The 17,799-nt window shown below is 74.3% G+C and carries 16 protein-coding genes and 1 tRNA gene; 12 read left to right on the top strand and 5 right to left on the bottom strand.

The features are described 5' to 3' along the window. Positions 1 to 13: 13 nt before the first annotated feature. The gene (locus ACIRRS_RS16025; RefSeq protein WP_402970608.1) at positions 14 to 349 is read right to left on the bottom strand and encodes a hypothetical protein; all 336 of its coding nucleotides are present in this window, start codon (positions 347 to 349) and stop codon (positions 14 to 16) included. A 107-nt stretch (positions 350 to 456) separates the two neighbouring features. Here ACIRRS_RS16025 and ACIRRS_RS16020 point away from each other — a divergent pair, with 107 nt between their 5' ends. Further along, positions 457 to 915, top strand: a complete 459-nt coding sequence (locus ACIRRS_RS16020) for an RICIN domain-containing protein (RefSeq protein WP_402970606.1) — start codon at positions 457 to 459, stop codon at positions 913 to 915. A 109-nt stretch (positions 916 to 1,024) separates the two neighbouring features. Here ACIRRS_RS16020 and ACIRRS_RS16015 read toward each other — a convergent pair whose 3' ends face one another. From ACIRRS_RS16015 to ACIRRS_RS16005, 3 genes are all read right to left on the bottom strand, one after another. Then, positions 1,025 to 1,720, bottom strand: coding sequence for a tyrosine-protein phosphatase (locus tag ACIRRS_RS16015; RefSeq protein ID WP_402970603.1), 696 nt, complete (start codon positions 1,718 to 1,720; stop codon positions 1,025 to 1,027). A gap of 62 nt (positions 1,721 to 1,782) precedes the next feature. After that, positions 1,783 to 2,529 carry an SDR family oxidoreductase gene (locus tag ACIRRS_RS16010; RefSeq protein ID WP_402971061.1) on the bottom strand — a complete coding sequence of 249 codons (747 nt, stop codon included), beginning with the start codon at positions 2,527 to 2,529 and terminating at the stop codon, positions 1,783 to 1,785. A 16-nt stretch (positions 2,530 to 2,545) separates the two neighbouring features. Next, positions 2,546 to 3,769, bottom strand: a complete 1,224-nt coding sequence (locus ACIRRS_RS16005; RefSeq protein WP_402970600.1) for a DNA glycosylase AlkZ-like family protein — start codon at positions 3,767 to 3,769, stop codon at positions 2,546 to 2,548. Between the two features lie 109 nt (positions 3,770 to 3,878). Here ACIRRS_RS16005 and ACIRRS_RS16000 point away from each other — a divergent pair, with 109 nt between their 5' ends. The 11 genes from ACIRRS_RS16000 (at position 3,879) to ACIRRS_RS15950 (ending at position 16,248) form a co-directional block, all read left to right on the top strand. After that, positions 3,879 to 4,580, top strand: a complete 702-nt coding sequence (locus ACIRRS_RS16000; RefSeq protein ID WP_402970597.1) for a DNA polymerase beta superfamily protein — start codon at positions 3,879 to 3,881, stop codon at positions 4,578 to 4,580. A 96-nt stretch (positions 4,581 to 4,676) separates the two neighbouring features. Further along, positions 4,677 to 4,749 (top strand) — tRNA-Lys (locus ACIRRS_RS15995). Positions 4,750 to 5,181: 432 nt separating this feature from the next. Further along, positions 5,182 to 6,420 carry a cytochrome P450 gene (locus tag ACIRRS_RS15990; protein ID WP_402971058.1) on the top strand — a complete coding sequence of 413 codons (1,239 nt, stop codon included), beginning with the start codon at positions 5,182 to 5,184 and terminating at the stop codon, positions 6,418 to 6,420. Positions 6,421 to 6,783: 363 nt separating this feature from the next. Further along, positions 6,784 to 8,526: an LCP family protein gene (locus ACIRRS_RS15985; RefSeq protein WP_402970594.1), complete on the top strand. Its 1,743-nt coding sequence runs from the start codon at positions 6,784 to 6,786 to the stop codon at positions 8,524 to 8,526. 83 nt (positions 8,527 to 8,609) lie between these two features. After that, on the top strand, positions 8,610 to 9,059 hold the full coding sequence (locus tag ACIRRS_RS15980; protein WP_402970591.1) for an SRPBCC domain-containing protein: 450 nt from the start codon (positions 8,610 to 8,612) through the stop codon (positions 9,057 to 9,059). A gap of 175 nt (positions 9,060 to 9,234) precedes the next feature. Then, positions 9,235 to 10,035, top strand: coding sequence for a VOC family protein (locus ACIRRS_RS15975; protein WP_402970588.1), 801 nt, complete (start codon positions 9,235 to 9,237; stop codon positions 10,033 to 10,035). A 97-nt stretch (positions 10,036 to 10,132) separates the two neighbouring features. After that, positions 10,133 to 10,924, top strand: coding sequence for an HAD family hydrolase (locus ACIRRS_RS15970; protein WP_402970585.1), 792 nt, complete (start codon positions 10,133 to 10,135; stop codon positions 10,922 to 10,924). A gap of 150 nt (positions 10,925 to 11,074) precedes the next feature. Further along, positions 11,075 to 13,480 (top strand): glycoside hydrolase family 65 protein, encoded by a 2,406-nt coding sequence (locus ACIRRS_RS15965; RefSeq protein ID WP_402970582.1) that lies wholly within the window; start codon positions 11,075 to 11,077, stop codon positions 13,478 to 13,480. A gap of 92 nt (positions 13,481 to 13,572) precedes the next feature. Further along, on the top strand, positions 13,573 to 15,306 hold the full coding sequence (locus tag ACIRRS_RS15960; RefSeq protein WP_402970579.1) for a pyruvate dehydrogenase: 1,734 nt from the start codon (positions 13,573 to 13,575) through the stop codon (positions 15,304 to 15,306). A 65-nt stretch (positions 15,307 to 15,371) separates the two neighbouring features. After that, positions 15,372 to 16,007, top strand: a complete 636-nt coding sequence (locus ACIRRS_RS15955; protein WP_402970576.1) for a helix-turn-helix domain-containing protein — start codon at positions 15,372 to 15,374, stop codon at positions 16,005 to 16,007. A 37-nt stretch (positions 16,008 to 16,044) separates the two neighbouring features. Continuing rightward, positions 16,045 to 16,248, top strand: a complete 204-nt coding sequence (locus ACIRRS_RS15950; RefSeq protein ID WP_402970573.1) for a DUF6126 family protein — start codon at positions 16,045 to 16,047, stop codon at positions 16,246 to 16,248. A gap of 21 nt (positions 16,249 to 16,269) precedes the next feature. Here ACIRRS_RS15950 and ACIRRS_RS15945 read toward each other — a convergent pair whose 3' ends face one another. After that, a complete protein-coding gene (locus tag ACIRRS_RS15945) occupies positions 16,270 to 17,697 on the bottom strand; it encodes a PLP-dependent aminotransferase family protein (protein ID WP_402970571.1) in 1,428 nt (475 codons plus the stop codon). Between the last annotated feature and the right edge of the window lie 102 nt (positions 17,698 to 17,799).

The following is a 17,799-nucleotide window of genomic DNA, read 5'->3' as shown; positions in this document are numbered from 1 at the left end:
GGCGTAGCCCCGGCTACCGCCTGCGGGCGGAGAGCGCCGTCGCCGCCGTCGAGGCCGCCGCGACCACGCCGGTGACGGCGAGGACGGACGGCCAGGCGCCGATCCGCTTCGCCAGCGGGTGCGAGCCGCCGAAGGCCGCCACGTACAGGCCCGTCAGCGCCGCCGCGGTGGCCGGGCCCGTCGTCCGGTGCCACTGCGCGGCCGCGCCCGCACCGGCCACCGCCAGTACGGCGCCGCCGAGTTCGCGCCGGCCGCTCCATCGGGCGACGCCGTAGCCGCCGACCAGGCCGCTCGCGGCGGTCAGGGCGGCGGGCGCGGCGGATGCGAGCAGGTTGGGGGCCTTCGCCATCGTCGACTCCACTCCTCGGGAAGGGGTTACCGTCCTTCGACCCTAACCCCGCTCACGGGTGTCCTCGGGTGCGAGGCCCTGTCGTCGGCCGGTGGCAGAATCCGACCGTGACCAACTCCGCTGACACCCCGGTGACCGACGGCAGCTACCTGATCCGCAACGTCGGCAGCGGGCTGCTGCTGGAGGTCGCGGACGGCTCCAAGCGCCTCGGTGCCCGCGTCCGCCAGGGCGCCGACGACGGCTCCGAGGCCCAGCTGTGGCACCTCACCGCCGTCCACCCGGGCGGCGCGCTCGTCCATCTGGAGAACGCGGGCAGCGGCAAGCGCCTCGACGTCGCCGGGGCCGCCCTGGAGGACGGCGTGGCGATCCAGCAGTGGTCGGCCAACGCCTTCGGCGCCCAGGAATGGCTCCTCGAAGCCCACGTCGACGCCCCGGGCACCTACACGGTCACCAGCTTCATCAGCGGCAAGCCCCTCACCGCCGCCGAACCCCCGGCCGACACCGTCCACCAGTGGGAGGACCTCGACACCTCCGCCCAGTGGTGGCGCTTCGAACGCCGGCCCTGAGCGCGGCCCGCGCGCCGCTGCGCTGCCGCACCGCTGCGCCGCCGCGCCGCCGCCGAGGCCTCCGGCCCGGCGGCGGTGGCGTGCTACCCGCGCGTCTCGCCCCGGCCCGTCAGTCCGACAGGTTCGCCCGGAGGGCCGCGAGGTCGGCCGCCGTGGCGCCGTGGGCGGTGAGGTAGGCGGGGAGGTCGCCGTGGTGGGTGGTGATCCAGGTGAGGGCGGAGGTGAGGAGTTCGGCGCCGACGGGGCGGGAGACGCGCTCGGAGCCGGTCTCGTCGATGTAGGGGGTCGGGCCCTTGTCGAGGCCGAGGCCGACGTTGGAGCGAAGGAAGTCGGCGGTGATCTCCTCCGCCGTGGCGCCGAGGAGGGACTGCAGGACGGCGATCGTGAGCCCGGTGCGGTCCTTGCCGACGGCGCAGTGGACGATCACCGGGCCCGCGGCCGGGTCGGCGAGGAGGCGGACGACGGCGGCGAGGGAGGGGCCGGCGGTCTCGGCCATGAAGGGGTAGAGGGTCGCCTGGTCCTCGGGCCAGGGCCGGTCGAGGTCCTCGCGGTTGGCGGGCAGGGTCGGCAGGCCGACGGATTCGACGTCCAGGCCGTGGAGTTCGTCCGGCCAGACCTCCACCTCGAAGGCGCTGCGCAGGTCGACGACGGTGCGCAGGCCGAGGTCCTTGAGGCGGCTCGCGCCCTCCTCGGTGAGGGTGTGGAGGGAGCCGGAGCGGTAGAGCACGCCCCGGCGGAGGGCGCCGATGCCGCCCGCGTCACGGAAGTTGCGTACTCCGGGGATCTCGATGAAGGCGTCGGTCATGGCCCCACCGTACGGGCGGGGCCGGGGCGGGGGGAAGGAAACGCCAGGTGTACGGACGGGCGTCAGCGTCCGCCCGCGACGTTCAGGAACGCCCCGGTCGTGTACGAGGCCGCCGGGGAGAGCAGGAAGAGGATCGTCTCGGCGACCTCCTCGGGCCGACCGCCGCGCCGCATCGGCAGGTTGGGGGCGACGCGCTCGACCCGGCCGGGCTCGCCGCCGAGCGCGTGGATGTCGGTGTGGATCAGCCCGGGGCGTACGGCGTTGACCCGGACGCCCTCGGCCGCGACCTCCAGCGCCAGCCCCCTGGTCATCGAGTCCACCGCGCCCTTGGCGGCGGCGTAGTCGACGTACTCGTTGGGCGAGCCGATCCGGGAGGCGGCGGAGGAGACGTTGACGATCGCGCCGCCGGTGCCGCCGTGGCGGGTGGACATCCGGCGGACGGCCTGCGCGGAGCAGAGGAAGGCCGAGGTGATGTTGGAGGCCCAGGTGCGGTTGAGTCGGTCCTCGTCGATCTCCTCCAGCCGGCACTGCTTCTCCAGTGAGCCCGCGTTGTTCACCAGGCCGGTGAGCGGCCCGAGTTCGGCGTCGACGGTGGTGAAGAGCCGCTCGACCTCGGTGCTGCGGGTGACGTCGGCCCGGACGGCGATCGCGGTGCCGCCCTCGGCGCGGATCGCGTCCACGACGGCGGCCGCCGAGGCGTCGTCGTTGCGGTAGTTGACGCAGACCCGGTGGCCGCGGCGGGCGGCCAGCAGGGCGGTGGCGGCGCCGATGCCGCGGCCGGCGCCGGTGATGAGGGTGACATCGTCGATGGTCATGTTCCGTACTCTATCGACCAGTTGGGGAGCAGGCCCGTAGTGCGGCGATCTTCGGCGCGCGGCTCTTGGGGGAGTCGAGACTGAAGCCGCGGGCGTCGCCGAGCTCGTCCCGGACGAACGCCTCGGTGCGGGCGACGGCGTCGCGCAGGGCGTCGTCCAGTGGGACGAAGGGCTGCAGGACGATCTCGGACCGCTCGACGTCGTACTCCCAGAGGCCGACGATCCGGCCCCGGTCGAGGACGACGTGGGTCTGCGGGTCGGCCTCGCCGCCGAAGGTGCGCCCGGCCCGGCCGCCGGGCAGGGGGCGGGCGGCGTCGGCCGGGTCGAGGAGCCGGGGCAGGTCGCGGTGGAGCAGGTGGATGCCGTCGATGCCGGCCAGCAGGGTGTAGTGGGGTTCGGTCGGCGGCTCGGACTCCGTGAACTCCGCGAACTCCGCGGCGAGTTCGTGGGTGACGAGCAGCTCGGACCCGTCCGCGAGGGGCACGGCCCCGGCCTCGGCGGCGGCCGTACGGGCGGTGGCGGCGCCGAAGCCGGAGAACCAGCGGAAGTGCCGCAGGGTGGCGGGGCCGGCCCAGGCGAAGTAGCGGCGGGCGAGGTCGGCGGCGTCGCCGCGGACGGGCTGGTCCCAGGCGACGTAGCCGTAACGCTGTTGGTCCAGACGGCCGTTGACGGGCACCCGACGGATCCGGCCGCGCGACTGCAGCAGCCCGAGGGCGAGCGGCAGGGTCGTCGACACCCCGCGCTTGCGGCCTGCCTCGCCGAGGGAGCGGACGGCGTCGCCGACGGCCTCCCGGATGGTGGTCGGGTCCACGGGGTCGGCGGTGTCGAGGACGCTCTCGATGGCCAGGCAGAGCTTCTCGACCTCGTCCCGCTCGACGCCCAAGTGACGCTCGGCGGCGGACAGTTCGGCCTCCGGCGCGGCCGCTCCGGCCGCCAGCCCGAGCGCGAAGTCGGCCGCCGGCAGCACATAGGTGCAGCCCCGCGCGGAGGGCAGTTCGTGCACCTCCAGCCCGGCCACCGCCGCGTCCACCTCGGCCCGGTGCAGCCCGGCCCTGGCGAACAGGCCCAGGTACGGGGCCGCGCCGCCCACCGAGCGGGCCCAGCCGGTGGCGGCGAGGACCTCGGCGGCGGTGGCGCCGGTGTGCGGGCGGTCCAGCCACTGCCGGTGGGACCACCAGGCGCGCAGCCTGGCGGGGTCGAGGGCGGGCGGGGCGGTCGAGGGATCGAGCTGCATGGGGCCAGTATCGGCGGCGGGGCGGCCCCGGGGCGGGAATTCGCTCGCCCGGGCGCGGCCCCACCAGGCAGGATGCCCGTCAACGCCCCGCTCGGAAGGAGCCCGTCCGATGCCCGAAACCCTGCCCGACACCCCCGGTACCGTGCTGCTCTCCGGCATCGTCGGCTCCACCGCGTACGGCTTCGCGCACGCCGGTTCCGACATCGACCGGCTGGGCCTGTTCGCCGTCCCCACCGAGGAGTTGCACGGCCTGGACCGCCCGGCCGAGTCCCGTGTCACCACCGACCCGGACCTCACCCTGCACGAGGCCGCCAAGTGGTGCCGCCTCGCGCTGAGCTGCAACCCGACGGCCTCCGAACTGGTCTGGCTGCCCGCGGAGTTGTACGAGACCCGCACCCCGCTCGGCGAGGAGCTGATCGCGATCCGCGCGACCTTCCTCAGCGCGCCCGCCGTCCGCCGGGCCTACCTCGGCTACGCCGACCAGCAGTTCCGCAAACTCCTCACCCGCGACACCACCGACCCCGAGGCCCGCCGCCGGGCCGCCAAGCACGCCCGCCACCTCGTCCGCCTGACCGAACAGGCCGTACGGCTGCACGAGCAGGGCCTCAACCTGATCCGCCTGCCCGACCCCGAGCGCGTCCGCGACCTCGGCGAGCGCATCGCCGCCCACCCGGCCACCGCCGAACCCCTCCTCGCCCGGGCCGCCGACCGCCTCTCCCACCCCGGCGCCCTCCCCGACGCCCCCGACCCCCGCCCCGCCGAGTCCTGGCTCCGCAAGGTCCGCGCCACCCTCTACACCCCCGCCTCCTGACCCCCGCCACGCCCGCCCAATCCACTGGCCAAGCCCCTCCCTCCACCGGGTAGGATCGCGGTGGCCCTCCCCACCGGCACCCCGGTAGCGGGCCGCGGGCCGCTAGCTCAATTGGCAGAGCTGCGGACTTTTAATCCGTAGGTTCAGGGTTCGAGCCCCTGGCGGCCCACCGTTCTGTCGGGCCAGGTCGGAGATCATCCGGCCTGGCCTTTTTCGCGCCCGCGGCCGGTCGGTCGGGGAGGGCGGCGGTGGGGTCGTGGGCGTGCATCCGGGTGAGGTGCAGGGTGCGGGCGTCGGCGGCCTGGCCGTCGGGGAGTTGGAAGCATTCGGCGTTCCTGCGGGAGCCGGACCGGACCTGCCGGGTGCGGGGGCGGCGCAGGGGTTCGCGGTCGTAGAGGGCCCAGCGGCCGGTGATCGCGGAAGGCCGCGGCGGCCGGAAGTGATCGGGAGCGCGCGCGGCGGTGGCACGCGCTCTCGACGGACGGCGGAGGGCGGGCCATCCTCGACCGTGTGCGTGTACTCCCGTACACGCCTGGACCCGTGTGAAGGAGCCCTCGTGGAGCGCCCGTTGGATGGCCGGCCCGCCCCGCTGAACCGCCCGCTGGAGTGCCCGTTCAAGGGCCCGGTGCTCGTCCTGGACCCCACCGGCCGGGCCCGCGACGCCGAGAGTGCCGAACTGATAGCCCGCGGGCCGGCCACCCCGGCCGACATCCTCGGCGTGCACGTGTGGGCGGTCTCCGACCCGGGCCTGCTGGAGGAGCTGCTCAAGGACCCGCGGGTCTCCAAGGACGGCCTGCGCGACTGGCCCGACTGCGAGTCCGTGGCCGAGAACTGGCCGCTGGCCCTGTGGGTGACGGCCCGCAACATGTTCACCGCCCGGGGGGAGGACCACCGCCGGCTGCGCCGCCTGGTGAGCACCGCCTTCACCCCGCGCCAGGTGACGGCGCTCGCCGAGCGCGTCGAGGAGCTGACGGCCGAGCTGCTCGACGGGATCGCCGCCGCCGGCGAGGGCGGGGCGCCGGTGGACCTGCGCGAACACCTCGCGCTCCCGCTGCCGATTCAGGTCATCTCCCAACTCCTCGGGGTGCCCGACGACTTGCGCGAGGGCTTCCGGATCTACGTCGGCCGGACGTTCTCCACCACCCTCACCCCGGAGGAGTCCCAGGCCAACGCGGCCCTCTTCTACGGGGTGGTCGACGCGCTGATCGCCGCTCGGCGCGAGCAGCCCGGGGACGACATGACCTCCCTGCTGATCGCCGCCCGCGACACCGAGGGCGACGGCAGCGCCCTCACCGAGGACGAGCTGCGCGACACCGTGATGCTGATCGTCTCGGCCGGCTACGAGACCACCCTCAACCTGATCGTCAACGCCGTCTCCCAGCTGCTCACCCACCCCGAGCAGCTCGACCTGGTGCGCACGGGCAAGGCGGGCTGGGACGACGTGGTCGAGGAGTCGCTGCGTCTGGAGGCCCCGGTCGCGCACCTGCCGCTGCGCTTCGCGCTGGAGGACATCGAGCTGCCCGGCGGGATCACCGTCCGCCGGGGCGAGGGGATCCTGCCCGCGTACGCGGCGGCCGGGCGCCACCCCGGCCGGCACGGGGAGGACGCCACCGTCTTCGACGTCACCCGGCAGGTCAAGGACCACCTCGCCTTCGGGCACGGCCCGCACTTCTGCCTCGGCGCCCCGCTGGCGCGGCTGGAGGCGCGGACGGCGCTGCACCGGTTGTTCGAGCGGTTCCCGCGCCTGGTGCTCGTCCCCGGGGTGGAGCTGGAGCCCCTGGACTCGCTGATCTCCAACGCGCCCCGCGTCCTGCCCGTCCTCCTGGAGGACCCGGCGTAACCGGGGCGGAAGGCGCGAGCGGGGCGGGAGGGGCTGACGGCCCCTCCCGCCCCGCTCGTCGTTGTGGGCCCCTCCGCGCGCCCCCGTACCCGGACGCCTTTCGCCACGTGGCGTGGGTCACGCCGTTATCACCCGGTTTCGTCGCATCTGCCGGGGCGTTCGCCGCCTTCGGCAAGGGCGGTCGGTACACCGGAGGTTCGTGATCGCAGCGGCCCTAAATATGATCGGAAGTCACGCTCGTCGGTTCGTATCGGCGACCGTCCGTGTAACCCGGGGTGGCCTTGGGGCCGTCTTCCCAGCGTGCGGTGCGCCAGATCGTCCGGGGTGTCGCTTCCGTCGGTTCCGTCGGTGAAAGGTACGCGCATGTCAGGTGAGTGGGGCGAGGGCCCGGCCCGGGACGGGGACGCCTCCGGCGCCGTCTCGACCGGCGGCGGCGGAGCCGTGCCGCCACCGCGCACCGGCGGCCGTGCCGAGGCCCGCCGCGCCGCCCAGGCGAAGGGCGGCGACAAGGGCGGCGACAGGAGCGGTGACAAGGGCCCGGAGGGGGGCGGACGCGCGGCGGCCCGCAGGGGCGGCAAGCCGAAGCGGAACGTCAAGAAGATCGTCGCCTGGTCCGCCGCGGGCGCGCTGGTGCTGATCGCGGGCGCCGGCGGGGCGATCTACCTCAAGCTCAACGCCAACATCAAGTCCTTCGACCCGGACGCGATAGCCACCGACCGCCCGCCCGAGGCCAAGGCCGACGCGGACGGCAACAAGCCGGTCAACCTCCTGCTGATCGGCTCCGACAGCCGCGGCAAGAACAACTCCGACCTCGGCGGCGGCGAGGAGGGCGGCGCCCGCTCGGACACCACGATCCTGCTGCACGTCTACGCCGACCACAAGCACGCGGTGGGCATCTCGATCCCGCGCAACGCCATGGTCCCGATGCCGTCCTGCAAGCTGCCCAACGGCAAGTGGACCAAGGGCGGCGGCACCGACCTGTTCAACGCGGCCTTCGCGATGGGCGGCAGCGACGACGGCAACCCGGCCTGCACCCAGAACACGGTGGAGAAGCTCACCGGCATCCGGGTCGACCACACCATGGTGGTCGACTTCAACGGCTTCTCCTCGATGACCAAGGCCGTGGGCGGCGTGGACATCTGCCTGCCGCAGGCGATCTACGAGGGGGACGTCAACCCCAACCTGCACAAGAAGGGCGCCCTCGTCCTGCCGCAGGGCAAGCAGACCGTGGACGGCCAGAAGGCCCTGGACTACGTCCGGCTGCGCCACGGCATCGGCGACGGCTCCGACATCGGCCGGATGAAGCGCCAGCAGGCCTTCCTCAGCTCCCTCGCGGCCAAGATCAAGAAGGAGGGGCTGAACCCCACCACCCTGCTCCCGCTGGCCGACGCCGCCACCAAGTCGCTGATCGTCGACCCCGGGCTGGACTCCGCGGACAAGCTGCTCTCCTTCGCCATGTCGCTGCGGAACATCGACATGCACGAGCTCAAGTTCGTGACGGCGCCCTGGCGTTTCCGCACCCAGGACAAGAACATCGACCTCGTCCCGGCCGACAGCCAGAAGCTCTGGGACATCATCAAGGCCGACCAGACCGTCGACGGCCAGAACGCCACCGGCCAGCAGCCCGACGCACCCGCCACCAACGCCCCCGCCCCGCAGCCCACCACCCCGGCCGCCCCGGCGGGGGACGCGGCCAACGCCGCCATCAAGGTCTCCGTCTTCAACGGCACCACGAACAACGGCCTGGCGGGCAAGGCGACCGACCTGCTCAAGGGCGCCAAGTTCACCGCCACGACGGCCGGCCAGGGGCCGAGCACCAAGTACAGGACCACCACGGTCGAGTACGGCACCGGGCAGAAGGCCAACGCCGAGAAGGTCGCCGCGCTGTTCCCGGGCGCCACCCTCAGCGCCTCCGGCGGGCGCGGCGTGAACGTCATCGTCGGCCAGGACTTCGCCGCCGCCAACGGCATGGCGGGCGGCTCCGCGACCCCCGCCCCGGGCGCCCCGGCCGGAGCCCCGCAGCCGCTGCCGACCAGCGTCACCAACGAGGTCCGCTCCGCCGACGACGACATCTGCGCCAACACCTCGTACGGCAGCGGCGGCTGATCCCTCCCGGGGCGCGTGCCCCCTCCGCCCGTGCCATGGTGGCCGTGGAGGAGGGGGCCGTCCCGGCACGGAAAGGCGGGCCCATGCCCGAGATCGCCCTGCAACTCGACGTCGCCGCGCCCCGGGCCGTCGTCCTCGCCGCGCTCACCACCCACGACGGCCTGACCGGCTGGTGGACGGACGCCGTGGACCGCGAGGGCGACGTCCTGCTCCTCACCCTCCCCGACGCCCCGGAGCCGTACCGGCTGCGCGTCCAGCGGGCCGACGCCGAGCGGGTGGTGTGGTCCAACGCCGGGGCCTTCCCGCCGCAGTGGGCCGGCACATGGATCAGCTGGGACCTCGACGAGCAGCCCGGCGCCCCCGAGCGCACCCGGCTGCTGCTGCGCCACGGCGGCTGGCAGCCGGGCAGCGAGCAGGGCGTCCCGGCGGTGGCGGGCGGCTGGGCGGAGCTGGTGGTGCGCCTCAAGGACTACGCGCAGAGCGGCGGGCCCCACCCGCTCCACGTCACCACCCGCCGCCACGACGAGCCCTGAGCGCCCCCGTCGCGCCGCGTCGCCCGCCAGGGCGCCGTCCGGTGGCGGGATCGCGGCGGCGGGCCGATCGTGGGCGGTGTACCGCCGTCCGCGCGACGGGGCGCCGGGCGGGCCCGGCCCGCCGTCCGCCCGACCCCGCCGCAGCCGGCCACCACCGCCTCCGGGAGGCCCCGCAATGCCCGTAGTCACCGATCCGTACCAGCCCGGCACCCCCTGCTGGATCGACCTGATGGCGAGCGACCAGCAGGCCGCGCTCGACTTCTACCGCGACCTCTTCGGCTGGCAGGGCGAGGTCGGCCCGGCCGAGTTCGGCGGCTACGCCGTGTGCACGCTGAACGGCCGCCCGGTCGCCGGGATCATGGCGCGCTCCGCCCCGGAGGGCCGGCCGCTGCCGCCCGTCGCCTGGACGACCTACCTGGCCACGGACGACGCCGACGCGACGGGCGCCGCCGTCACGGGCGCCGGAGGCACCGTCCTGTACGAGCCCATGGACGTCGGCACGATCGGCCGGATGCTGGTCGCCACCGACCCGACGGGCGCGGTGTTCGGCGTCTGGCAGGCGATGGACTTCATCGGCGCGGGCGTCGTCAACGAGCCCGGCGCGCTGGTCTGGAACGAGCTGAACACCACCGACACCGAGGCCGCCGGCCGCTTCTGCCACCAGGCCCTCGGCCTGCGCCCGGCCACCATCCAGGGCATGGACGGCTACTTCTCCCTCAACGTCGGCGACCGCACGGTGGGCGGCCTCCAGGCCGTCCCCGGCTACCTGGCCGGCGGCACCCCCTCGCACTGGATGACGTACTTCTCCGTCGACGACACCGACTCCACCGTGGACGCCCTGGTCAAGGCGGGCGGCTCCGTCGTCCAGCCGCCCTTCGACCTGCAGTCCGGCCGGATGGCCGTCGTCCAGGACCCGCAGGGCGCCGTCTTCGCCGTCATCCAGGCCCCCGAGGCGCAGCTCCCCGACTCGGCCTGAGAGCGTTCCCTGCCAACGGTGACCGGAAGCCGCCCTTCCCGCGACGCGCCGCCGGGAATGGGCGGCTCCGCCGTGCTCGCCGGGTAAGACTGCACCCATGCTGGGGCTACCGGACGACATCCGCGCTTTCCTCTTCGACCTCGACGGGGTGCTCACCCAGACCGCGAAGGTGCACGCCGCGGCCTGGAAGGACACCTTCGACGCCTTCCTGCGCGCCGAAGCCGCCCGCACCGGCGGGCAGTTCGTCCCCTTCGACGCCGTCACCGACTACGACGTGTACGTGGACGGGCGCCCGCGCCTGGACGGCACCCGCGCCTTCCTGCGCAGCCGGGGCTTCGACCTGCCGGAGGGCACCCCGGAGGACCCGCCCAACTCCCGTACGGTGCAAGGGATCAGCCGGGCCAAGAACGACGAGGTGCTCACGCTGATCCACGACCAGGGCGTCCTGCCCTACGAGGGCTCCGTCGCCTACGTGCACCGGCTGCGCGCGCTGGGCCTGCCCGCCGCCGTGGTCTCCTCCAGCGCCAACTGCCGGGACGTGCTGCGCTCGGCGGGCATCGAGGAGCTGTTCGACGTGATCGTGGACGGCGTCGTCGCCGCCCGCGAGCAGCTGCCCGGCAAGCCGGCGCCGGACACCTACCTGTACGCGGCCCGCGCGCTCGGCGTCGAGCCCGCGCACGCCGCCGTCTTCGAGGACGCGCTGGCCGGCGTCGCCTCCGGCCGGGCCGGAGGCTTCGGCGCGGTGGTCGGGGTGAACCGCACCGGTCAGGCCGCCGAACTGCGCCGCGACGGCGCCACGGTGGTCGTCGACGACCTCGCCGAACTGCTGGCCGACGACGGGCCGGGAGACGACAAGCCAGGAGACGACAAGCCGGGAGGCGAAGCATGAGCGAGCGCAGCGAGCGAATCATCAGGAGGTGCGCGTGGGCGAATGCCCCCGCCGAGCGTAGCGAGGTGGGCGCATGAGCGAGCGCAGCGAGCGAATCATCAGGAGGTGCGCGTGGGCGAATGCCCCCGCCGAGCGTAGCGAGGTGGGCGCATGAGTCCGTCCGACAACTTCACCATCGACCCCTGGCAGATCACCGAACACGGCCTGGACCTCGCCGCCATGGCCCGCGCCGAGTCCCTGTTCGCCCTCTCCAACGGCCACGTCGGCCTGCGCGCCAACCTCGACGAGGGCGAGCCCCACGGCCTGCCCGGCACCTACCTCAACGGCGTCTTCGAGCTGCGCCCGCTGCCGTACGGGGAGGGCGGCTACGGGTACCCGGAGTCGAGCCAGAGCATCATCAACGTCACCAACGGCAAGATCATCCGCCTGCTGGTCGACGACGAGCCCTTCGACCTGCGCTACGGCGAACTCATCGGCCACAAGCGCTGGTTGGACTTCCGCGAGGGCCTGCTGCACCGGGAGGCCGAGTGGACATCCCCGGCCGGGCGGACGATCCGGGTGCGCTCGCGCCGCCTGGTCTCGCTGACCCAGCGCGCCGTCGCCGCCGTCGAGTACACCGTCGAGGCGGTGGACGCCCCGGTGCGGATCGTGCTGCAGTCCGAGCTGGTCGCCAACGAGCAGCTGCCCGGCGGCCCCGAGGGGGATCCTCGCGCCGCCGCCGTCCTGGAGGCCCCGCTCCAGGCCGAGGCGCACCACGCGAGCGGCACCAAGGCCGTCCTGGTCCACCGCACCCGCTACAGCGGCATCCGGGTCGCCGCCGGGATGGACCACGTGATCGAGGGCCCGGAGCGGCTGGACACCGTCGCCGAGGCCGAGGGCGACCACTGCCGGATCTCCGTCACCACCCTGCTCGAACCCGGACAGACCCTGCGGCTGGTCAAGTTCATGGCCTACGGCTGGTCCGCGACCCGCTCGCTGCCCGCCGTCCGGGACCAGGTCGAGGCCGCCCTGACCGCAGCCCGGTACACCGGCTGGGACGGCCTCGCGGCCGAACAGGCCCAGTACCTCAAGGAGTTCTGGGAGACCAGCGACATCGAGATCGAGGGCGACGTCGAACTCCAGCAGGCCGTGCGGTTCGCCGTCTTCCACGTCCTCCAGGCCGGCGCCCGCAGCGAGGAACGCGCCATCCCCGCCAAGGGGTTGACCGGCCCCGGCTACGACGGCCACAGCTTCTGGGACACCGAGACCTTCGTCCTGCCGGTGCTCACCTACTGCCTGCCCGGGGCCGTCAACCAGGCCCTGCGCTGGCGCCACACCACCCTCCCGCTGGCCCGCGAGCGAGCGGCCCAACTCGGCCTGGCGGGCGCGGTGTTCCCCTGGCGGACGATCCGCGGCGAGGAGTGCTCCGGGTACTGGCCGGCCGGCACCGCCGCCTTCCACATCGGCGCCGACATCGCCGCCGCCGTCGTCCGCTACGTCCGGGCCACCGGGGACGTCGAGTTCGAGCGCGAGTACGGCCTCGCACTCCTCGTCGAGACGGCCCGGATGTGGCGCTCGCTCGGCCACCACGACACGGCGGGGAAGTTCCGCATCGAGGGCGTCACCGGCCCCGACGAGTACAGCGCCGTCGCCGACAACAACGTCTACACCAACCTCATGGCGCAGACGAACCTGCGCGCCGCCGCCGACGCCTGCGTGCGCCACCCCGACCAGGCCTCCGCCCTCGGCGTCGACACCGAGGAGACCGCCGCCTGGCGCGACGCGGCCGGGGCGATGTACCTGCCGTACGACGAGGACCTCGGCGTGCACCCGCAGGCCGACGGCTTCACCCACCACCAGGTCTGGGACTTCGAGGCCACCCCGCCCGAGAAGTACCCGCTGCTGCTGCACTACCCGTACTTCGACCTGTACCGCAAGCAGGTCGTCAAGCAGGCCGACCTGGTGCTCGCCATGCAGGTGCGCGGGGACGCCTTCACCGACGAGCAGAAGGCCCGCAACTTCGCCTACTACGAGCGGCTGACCGTCCGCGACTCCTCGCTCTCCGCCTGCACCCAGGCCGTCATCGCCGCCGAGGTCGGCCAGCTCGACCTCGCGTACGACTACACCGCCGAAGCCGCCCTGATGGACCTCCACGACCTCGGCGGCAACACCCGCGACGGCCTGCACATGGCCTCCCTCGCCGGGGCCTGCATCGCCCTGGTCGCCGGGTTCGGCGGGCTGCGCGACCACAGCGAGGCGCTGTCCTTCCGCCCCCGGCTCCCGGCCGGGCTGACGGGCCTCGGCTTCTCGCTGATGGTGCGCGGGCAGCTGCTCGGCGTCCGGATCGGCCACGAGGGCACCACGTACACGCTGCGCCGGGGCGAGGTGATCCACCTGCGGCACGACGGGGAGGCGGTGCAGGTCAAGGCCGGTTCGCCGGTCACCCTGCCCACCACCGCCCCGCCCGGGCAGGAGCGCTGCGCCCAGCCGCCCGGCCGCGCCCCGGCCCGCCGCCAGCCGCAGGCCGGCCTCGCCGCGGGCAAGCTCGGCCAGCAGGACCACCTGGCGGCGGAGTAACCCGCCCGGCCCGCCCCGGGTGCGGGGCGGGCCCGGCCGCCGGACGGTGGTGACGTCCTGCGGCACCCGGCGCCCGACGAAGGAGGACCCTCGTGGCGAGCGTGGCCGAACAGATGGTGGAGGTCCTCCGGCAGGCCGGGGTGGAGCGGGTCTACGGCGTCGTCGGCGACAGCCTCAACCCCGTCGTCGACGCGATCCGCCGCGCGGACGGCATCGGCTGGGTGCACGTGCGCAACGAGGAGGCCGGCGCCTTCGCGGCCGCCGCCGAGGCCGAGCTCACCGGGCGCCTGGCCGTCTGCGCCGGCTCCTGCGGCCCCGGCAACACCCACCTGATCCAGGGCCTGTACGACGCCCAGCGCAGCGCGGTCCCCGTCCTCGCCCTGGCCTCGCACATCCCCTCCGGCCAGATCGGCACCGGCTTCTTCCAGGAGACCCACCCCGAGCGGGTGTTCACCGACTGCAGCTCCTGGTGCGAGATGCTCTCCGCCCCCGCCCAGCTGCCCCGGCTGCTGCGGGTCGGGATCCAGCACGCGCTGGGCTCGCACGGCGTCTCGGTGCTGGCCTTCCCCGGGGACGTCGCCGCGCTGCCCGCCGCCTCGCCGACCGGCGACAGCCACTTCCTGACCGAGCAGGCGGTGGCCGCCCCGCCGTGGTCCCAGGTGCAGGAGCTGGCCCGGCTGCTGAACGGGGCCCGCAAGGTCGCCCTGTTCTGCGGCGCCGGGGTGCGCGGGGCGCACGCCGAGGTGATGGAGCTGGCCCGGGTGCTGAACGCGCCGGTCGGGCACTCGCTGCGCGGCAAGGAGTGGATCCAGTTCGACAACCCGTACGACGTCGGCATGAGCGGCCTGCTCGGCTACGGCGCCTGCCACGAGGCGCTGCACGAGGCGGACGTCATGGTGATGCTCGGCACCGACTTCCCGTACGACTCCTTCCTGCCGCAGGCCCGCACCGTCCAGGTCGACCACGACGCGACCAGGCTCGGCCGGCGTACCGCCCTGGAGCTGGCCGTGCACGGGGACGTCGCGGCGACCCTGCGGGCCGTCCTGCCGCTGCTGGAGGCCAAGGAGGACCGCTCCTTCCTGGACGGCATGCTGCGCAAGCACTGCAAGTCGCTGGAGGGGGTGGTCGGCGCCTACACGAAGGACATCGACAAGCACCTGCCGATCCACCCCGAGTACGTCGCCTCGGTGCTGGACGAGGTCGCGGCCGAGGACGCGGTGTTCACCGTCGACACCGGTATGAACAACGTCTGGGCCGCCCGCTACCTCACCCCCAACGGCCGCCGCCGGGTCATCGGCTCCTTCCTGCACGGCTCGATGGCCAACGCCCTCCCGCACGCCATCGGCGCCCAACTCGCCTGCCCGGGGCGGCAGGTGGTCGCCATGGCGGGGGACGGCGGGATCGGGATGCTGCTGGGCGAGCTGCTCACGGTGGTGAAGTACCGGCTGCCGGTGAAGACGGTGGTGTTCAACAACGGCGCGCTCGGCATGATCAAGCTGGAGATGCTGGTCTCCGGGTACCCGGAGTCGGAGATCGACAACGGGGACGTGGACTACGCGGGCATCGCCCGGGCGATGGGCATCCCGGCGAAGCGGGTCGCCGAGCCGGCCCGGGTGCGGGAGGTGCTGGAGGAGGCGCTGGAGCGGCCGGGGCCCGCGCTGGTGGACGTGGTGACGGACCCCAACGCGCTCTCCATCCCGCCGAGGATCACGGCCGCCCAGCTCAAGGGATTCGCGCTGGCGGCGGGCCGGACGGTGCTCTCCGGCGGGGTCGGGCGGATGGTCGACCTGGCGCGCAGCAACCTGCGCAACATCCCGCGGCCGTAAACCCCAGAGCTTGCCTCAGAGGCAAATTTCTTGCCCGACAGGCACGGCGGGTGTCCACTGGACACATGACCACCAGCTCCACCGGCGCCCCCGCCGCAGACGGCCCGAACGACGACCAGGAGGTCGCCGGCCTCGCCGCCCGACTGCGTGAGCACCGGCTCAGCAGCCGCCTGACCCTGGAGGTCGCGGCGGCCCGGGTCGGGCTCTCCCCAGCCTACCTGTCCCGGCTGGAGACCGGACGGCGCCAGCCCTCGCTGCCCGTCCTGCTGGGCCTGGCGCGCGCCTACGGCACGTCCGTCTCCGGGCTGCTCGGCGAGACCATGGCCGAGCCGGACCCGATCGTGCGCGGCGGCGTCATCGAGCCCGGCCGCGCGGGCGGTTGGGGCTACCGCAGGGCCGGCGCCCCCGGCCGTGCGATGCAGGCGCTCCACGTCCACGTGCCGCAGGGCGTGCAGGACTCCGTGGTCCGGGTGCACCCCGGCGAGGAGTGGATCCACGTCCTGAAGGGGGCGCTGCGCGTGACCCTCGGCGACCGCGTCCACCACCTGGAGGCGGGCGACTCCGCCCACTACGACTCGCTCACGCCGCACTGCCTGGCCGCCGAGTCCGACGGCGGCGTGGAGCTGCTCTTCATCCACACCCTGTTGCAGAGCCCCGGCGGTGAGCTCTGCCTGGGCGGCGGCCCGTCCGCCGTCCACTGACCTGACGCACCGTCAGAACACCTTGGAGGAGATCCCGATGGCCGATCCCGCCACCAGCGCCACCAGCCCCGCCCGCACCCCCGCCCTCAACCCCGACACCCCCGCCGGTCCGAAGACCATGGACGCCGGCAAGTGGGCCAACAAGCGCGTCTACCTCCGCCTGGTGATCTACACCGCCGGCATCCACGTGTTCGCCGGGTTCATCATGCTGCTGTTCGAGCTGGGCAGCCGCAACAAGTAGCCCGGCCCGCAAGGTGCTTGCTCAGATGCCGCCCAGCAGGCCGCAGAGCGCCTCCAGCGCCGCCGGGAAGGCGTGCTCCGGCGGGGTCGCGTAGCCGATCACCAGGCCGGGCTCGGCGTCCGCGTCGCCACCGGGCTCGGCCCGGTGCCAGCCGAGGCCGCTGAGCCCCAGCCCCGCCGCCTCCGCGCGGGCCGCCAGCTCCGCCTCCGTGACGGAGCCCCGAGGCAGCCGGATCACCACGTGCAGCCCGGCCGCGATGCCCGTCACCCGGGCGAGCGGCGCGTGCTCGGCCAGTGCCGCGACCAGCCGGTCGCGGCGCCGCCGGTAGTGCAGCCGGCAGCGGCGCACGTGCCGGTCGTACGTCCCGGAGGTGATCAGCTCGGCGAGCGTCAGCTGGTCCAGCACCGGGGACATCGTGTCGGCCCGCTGCTTCAACCGGGCCACCGGCTCGACGAGTTCGTCCGGCAGCGCCAGCCAGGCGAGCCGCAGGCCCGGGGCCAGGCTCTTGGCCGCCGTCCCCGCGTACACCACCCGCTCCGGGTCGAGGGCCTGCATCGCGCCCAGCGGCTGCCGGTCGAAGCGGAACTCGCCGTCGTAGTCGTCCTCGACGATGTACCCGTCCCGCTCGCGCGCCCAGCGCACCGCCGCCGCCCGGCGCTCGGCGGACAGCGCGGCGCCGGTCGGGTACTGGTGCGCGGGGGTGAGCAGGACGGCGCCGTCGCCCTCGCCGAGCCCCTCCACCCGGGCGCCGTCGCAGTCCAGCGCCAGCGGGCGCACGGCCAGCCCGGCGGCCCGGGCCACGGCGTGCTGGGGCGGCAGCCCGTACTCCTCCACCGCGAGCGTCGCGGCGCCGCGCTCCCGCAGGGCCGCGCAGAGCAGGCCGAAGCCCTGGGTGACGCCGGTGCAGATCAGCAGGTGGTCCGGGTCGGTGCGCACACCGCGGACCCGGGCCAGGTAGTGGGTCAGCGCCTCCCGCAGCTCGATCCGGCCCAGCGGGCTGCCGTAGCCGAACGCCTCGTGCGGGGCGGTGGCCAGCGCCCGGCGGGCGGCGGCCAGCCAGGCGGTGCGGGGGAAGGTCGACAGGTCCGGGCGGCCCGACATCAGGTCGTGCCGCACACCGGGCCGCTTCGGCCCCGGCCGTACGCTCCTCGTCCGGTCGACGCAGGGCGCGGAGCGCTCCGCCACCACCGTGCCCGACCCCTGCCGCGAACTGAGCCACCCCTCGGCCGTCAGCTGCCCGTACGCCTCGACCACCGTGTTCCGCGCGATCCCCAGGTCCCCGCCCAGCGCCCGCGAGGACGGCAACCGCGTCCCGGGCGCCAGCCGCCCGTCCTGCACGGCCTCCCGCAACGCGTCCTCCAACGCCACCCGCAACCCCGCCCCACCCGCCCGCCGCTCGGTGAGGTCCAGATGCAGATCGCCGCCAAACGCCGTCCAGGTCCCGGTCACGCCCCCATTCTCGTCGGTCGCCGCCTGAGCCGGACGCTCAGGCGGGGGGAGCCGTGATCTGGCAGATCGCCACGAGTCGGAGGCGCGGCACCACGTGGTACG

Source organism: Kitasatospora sp. NPDC101183 (assembly GCF_044767945.1).
In the GTDB taxonomy this organism is placed as follows: Bacteria; Actinomycetota; Actinomycetes; order Streptomycetales; family Streptomycetaceae; genus Kitasatospora.
The sequence above is the reverse complement of the archived record's forward strand: the minus strand, read 5'-3'. Positions and strand labels throughout refer to the sequence as shown.

What these genes read in the sequence shown, in the direction of transcription:
- ACIRRS_RS15955 (WP_402970576.1), top strand. Translation starts at nt 15,372, where the DNA reads ATGACCACCAGCTCCACCGGCGCCCCCGCCGCAGACGGCCCGAACGAC.
- ACIRRS_RS15950 (WP_402970573.1), top strand. Translation starts at nt 16,045, where the DNA reads ATGGCCGATCCCGCCACCAGCGCCACCAGCCCCGCCCGCACCCCCGCC.
- ACIRRS_RS16025 (WP_402970608.1), bottom strand. Translation starts at nt 349, where the DNA reads ATGGCGAAGGCCCCCAACCTGCTCGCATCCGCCGCGCCCGCCGCCCTG.
- ACIRRS_RS15975 (WP_402970588.1), top strand. Translation starts at nt 9,235, where the DNA reads ATGCCCGTAGTCACCGATCCGTACCAGCCCGGCACCCCCTGCTGGATC.
- ACIRRS_RS15985 (WP_402970594.1), top strand. Translation starts at nt 6,784, where the DNA reads ATGTCAGGTGAGTGGGGCGAGGGCCCGGCCCGGGACGGGGACGCCTCC.
- ACIRRS_RS15965 (WP_402970582.1), top strand. Translation starts at nt 11,075, where the DNA reads ATGAGTCCGTCCGACAACTTCACCATCGACCCCTGGCAGATCACCGAA.
- ACIRRS_RS16015 (WP_402970603.1), bottom strand. Translation starts at nt 1,720, where the DNA reads ATGACCGACGCCTTCATCGAGATCCCCGGAGTACGCAACTTCCGTGAC.
- ACIRRS_RS16005 (WP_402970600.1), bottom strand. Translation starts at nt 3,769, where the DNA reads ATGCAGCTCGATCCCTCGACCGCCCCGCCCGCCCTCGACCCCGCCAGG.
- ACIRRS_RS16000 (WP_402970597.1), top strand. Translation starts at nt 3,879, where the DNA reads ATGCCCGAAACCCTGCCCGACACCCCCGGTACCGTGCTGCTCTCCGGC.
- ACIRRS_RS15970 (WP_402970585.1), top strand. Translation starts at nt 10,133, where the DNA reads ATGCTGGGGCTACCGGACGACATCCGCGCTTTCCTCTTCGACCTCGAC.
- ACIRRS_RS15980 (WP_402970591.1), top strand. Translation starts at nt 8,610, where the DNA reads ATGCCCGAGATCGCCCTGCAACTCGACGTCGCCGCGCCCCGGGCCGTC.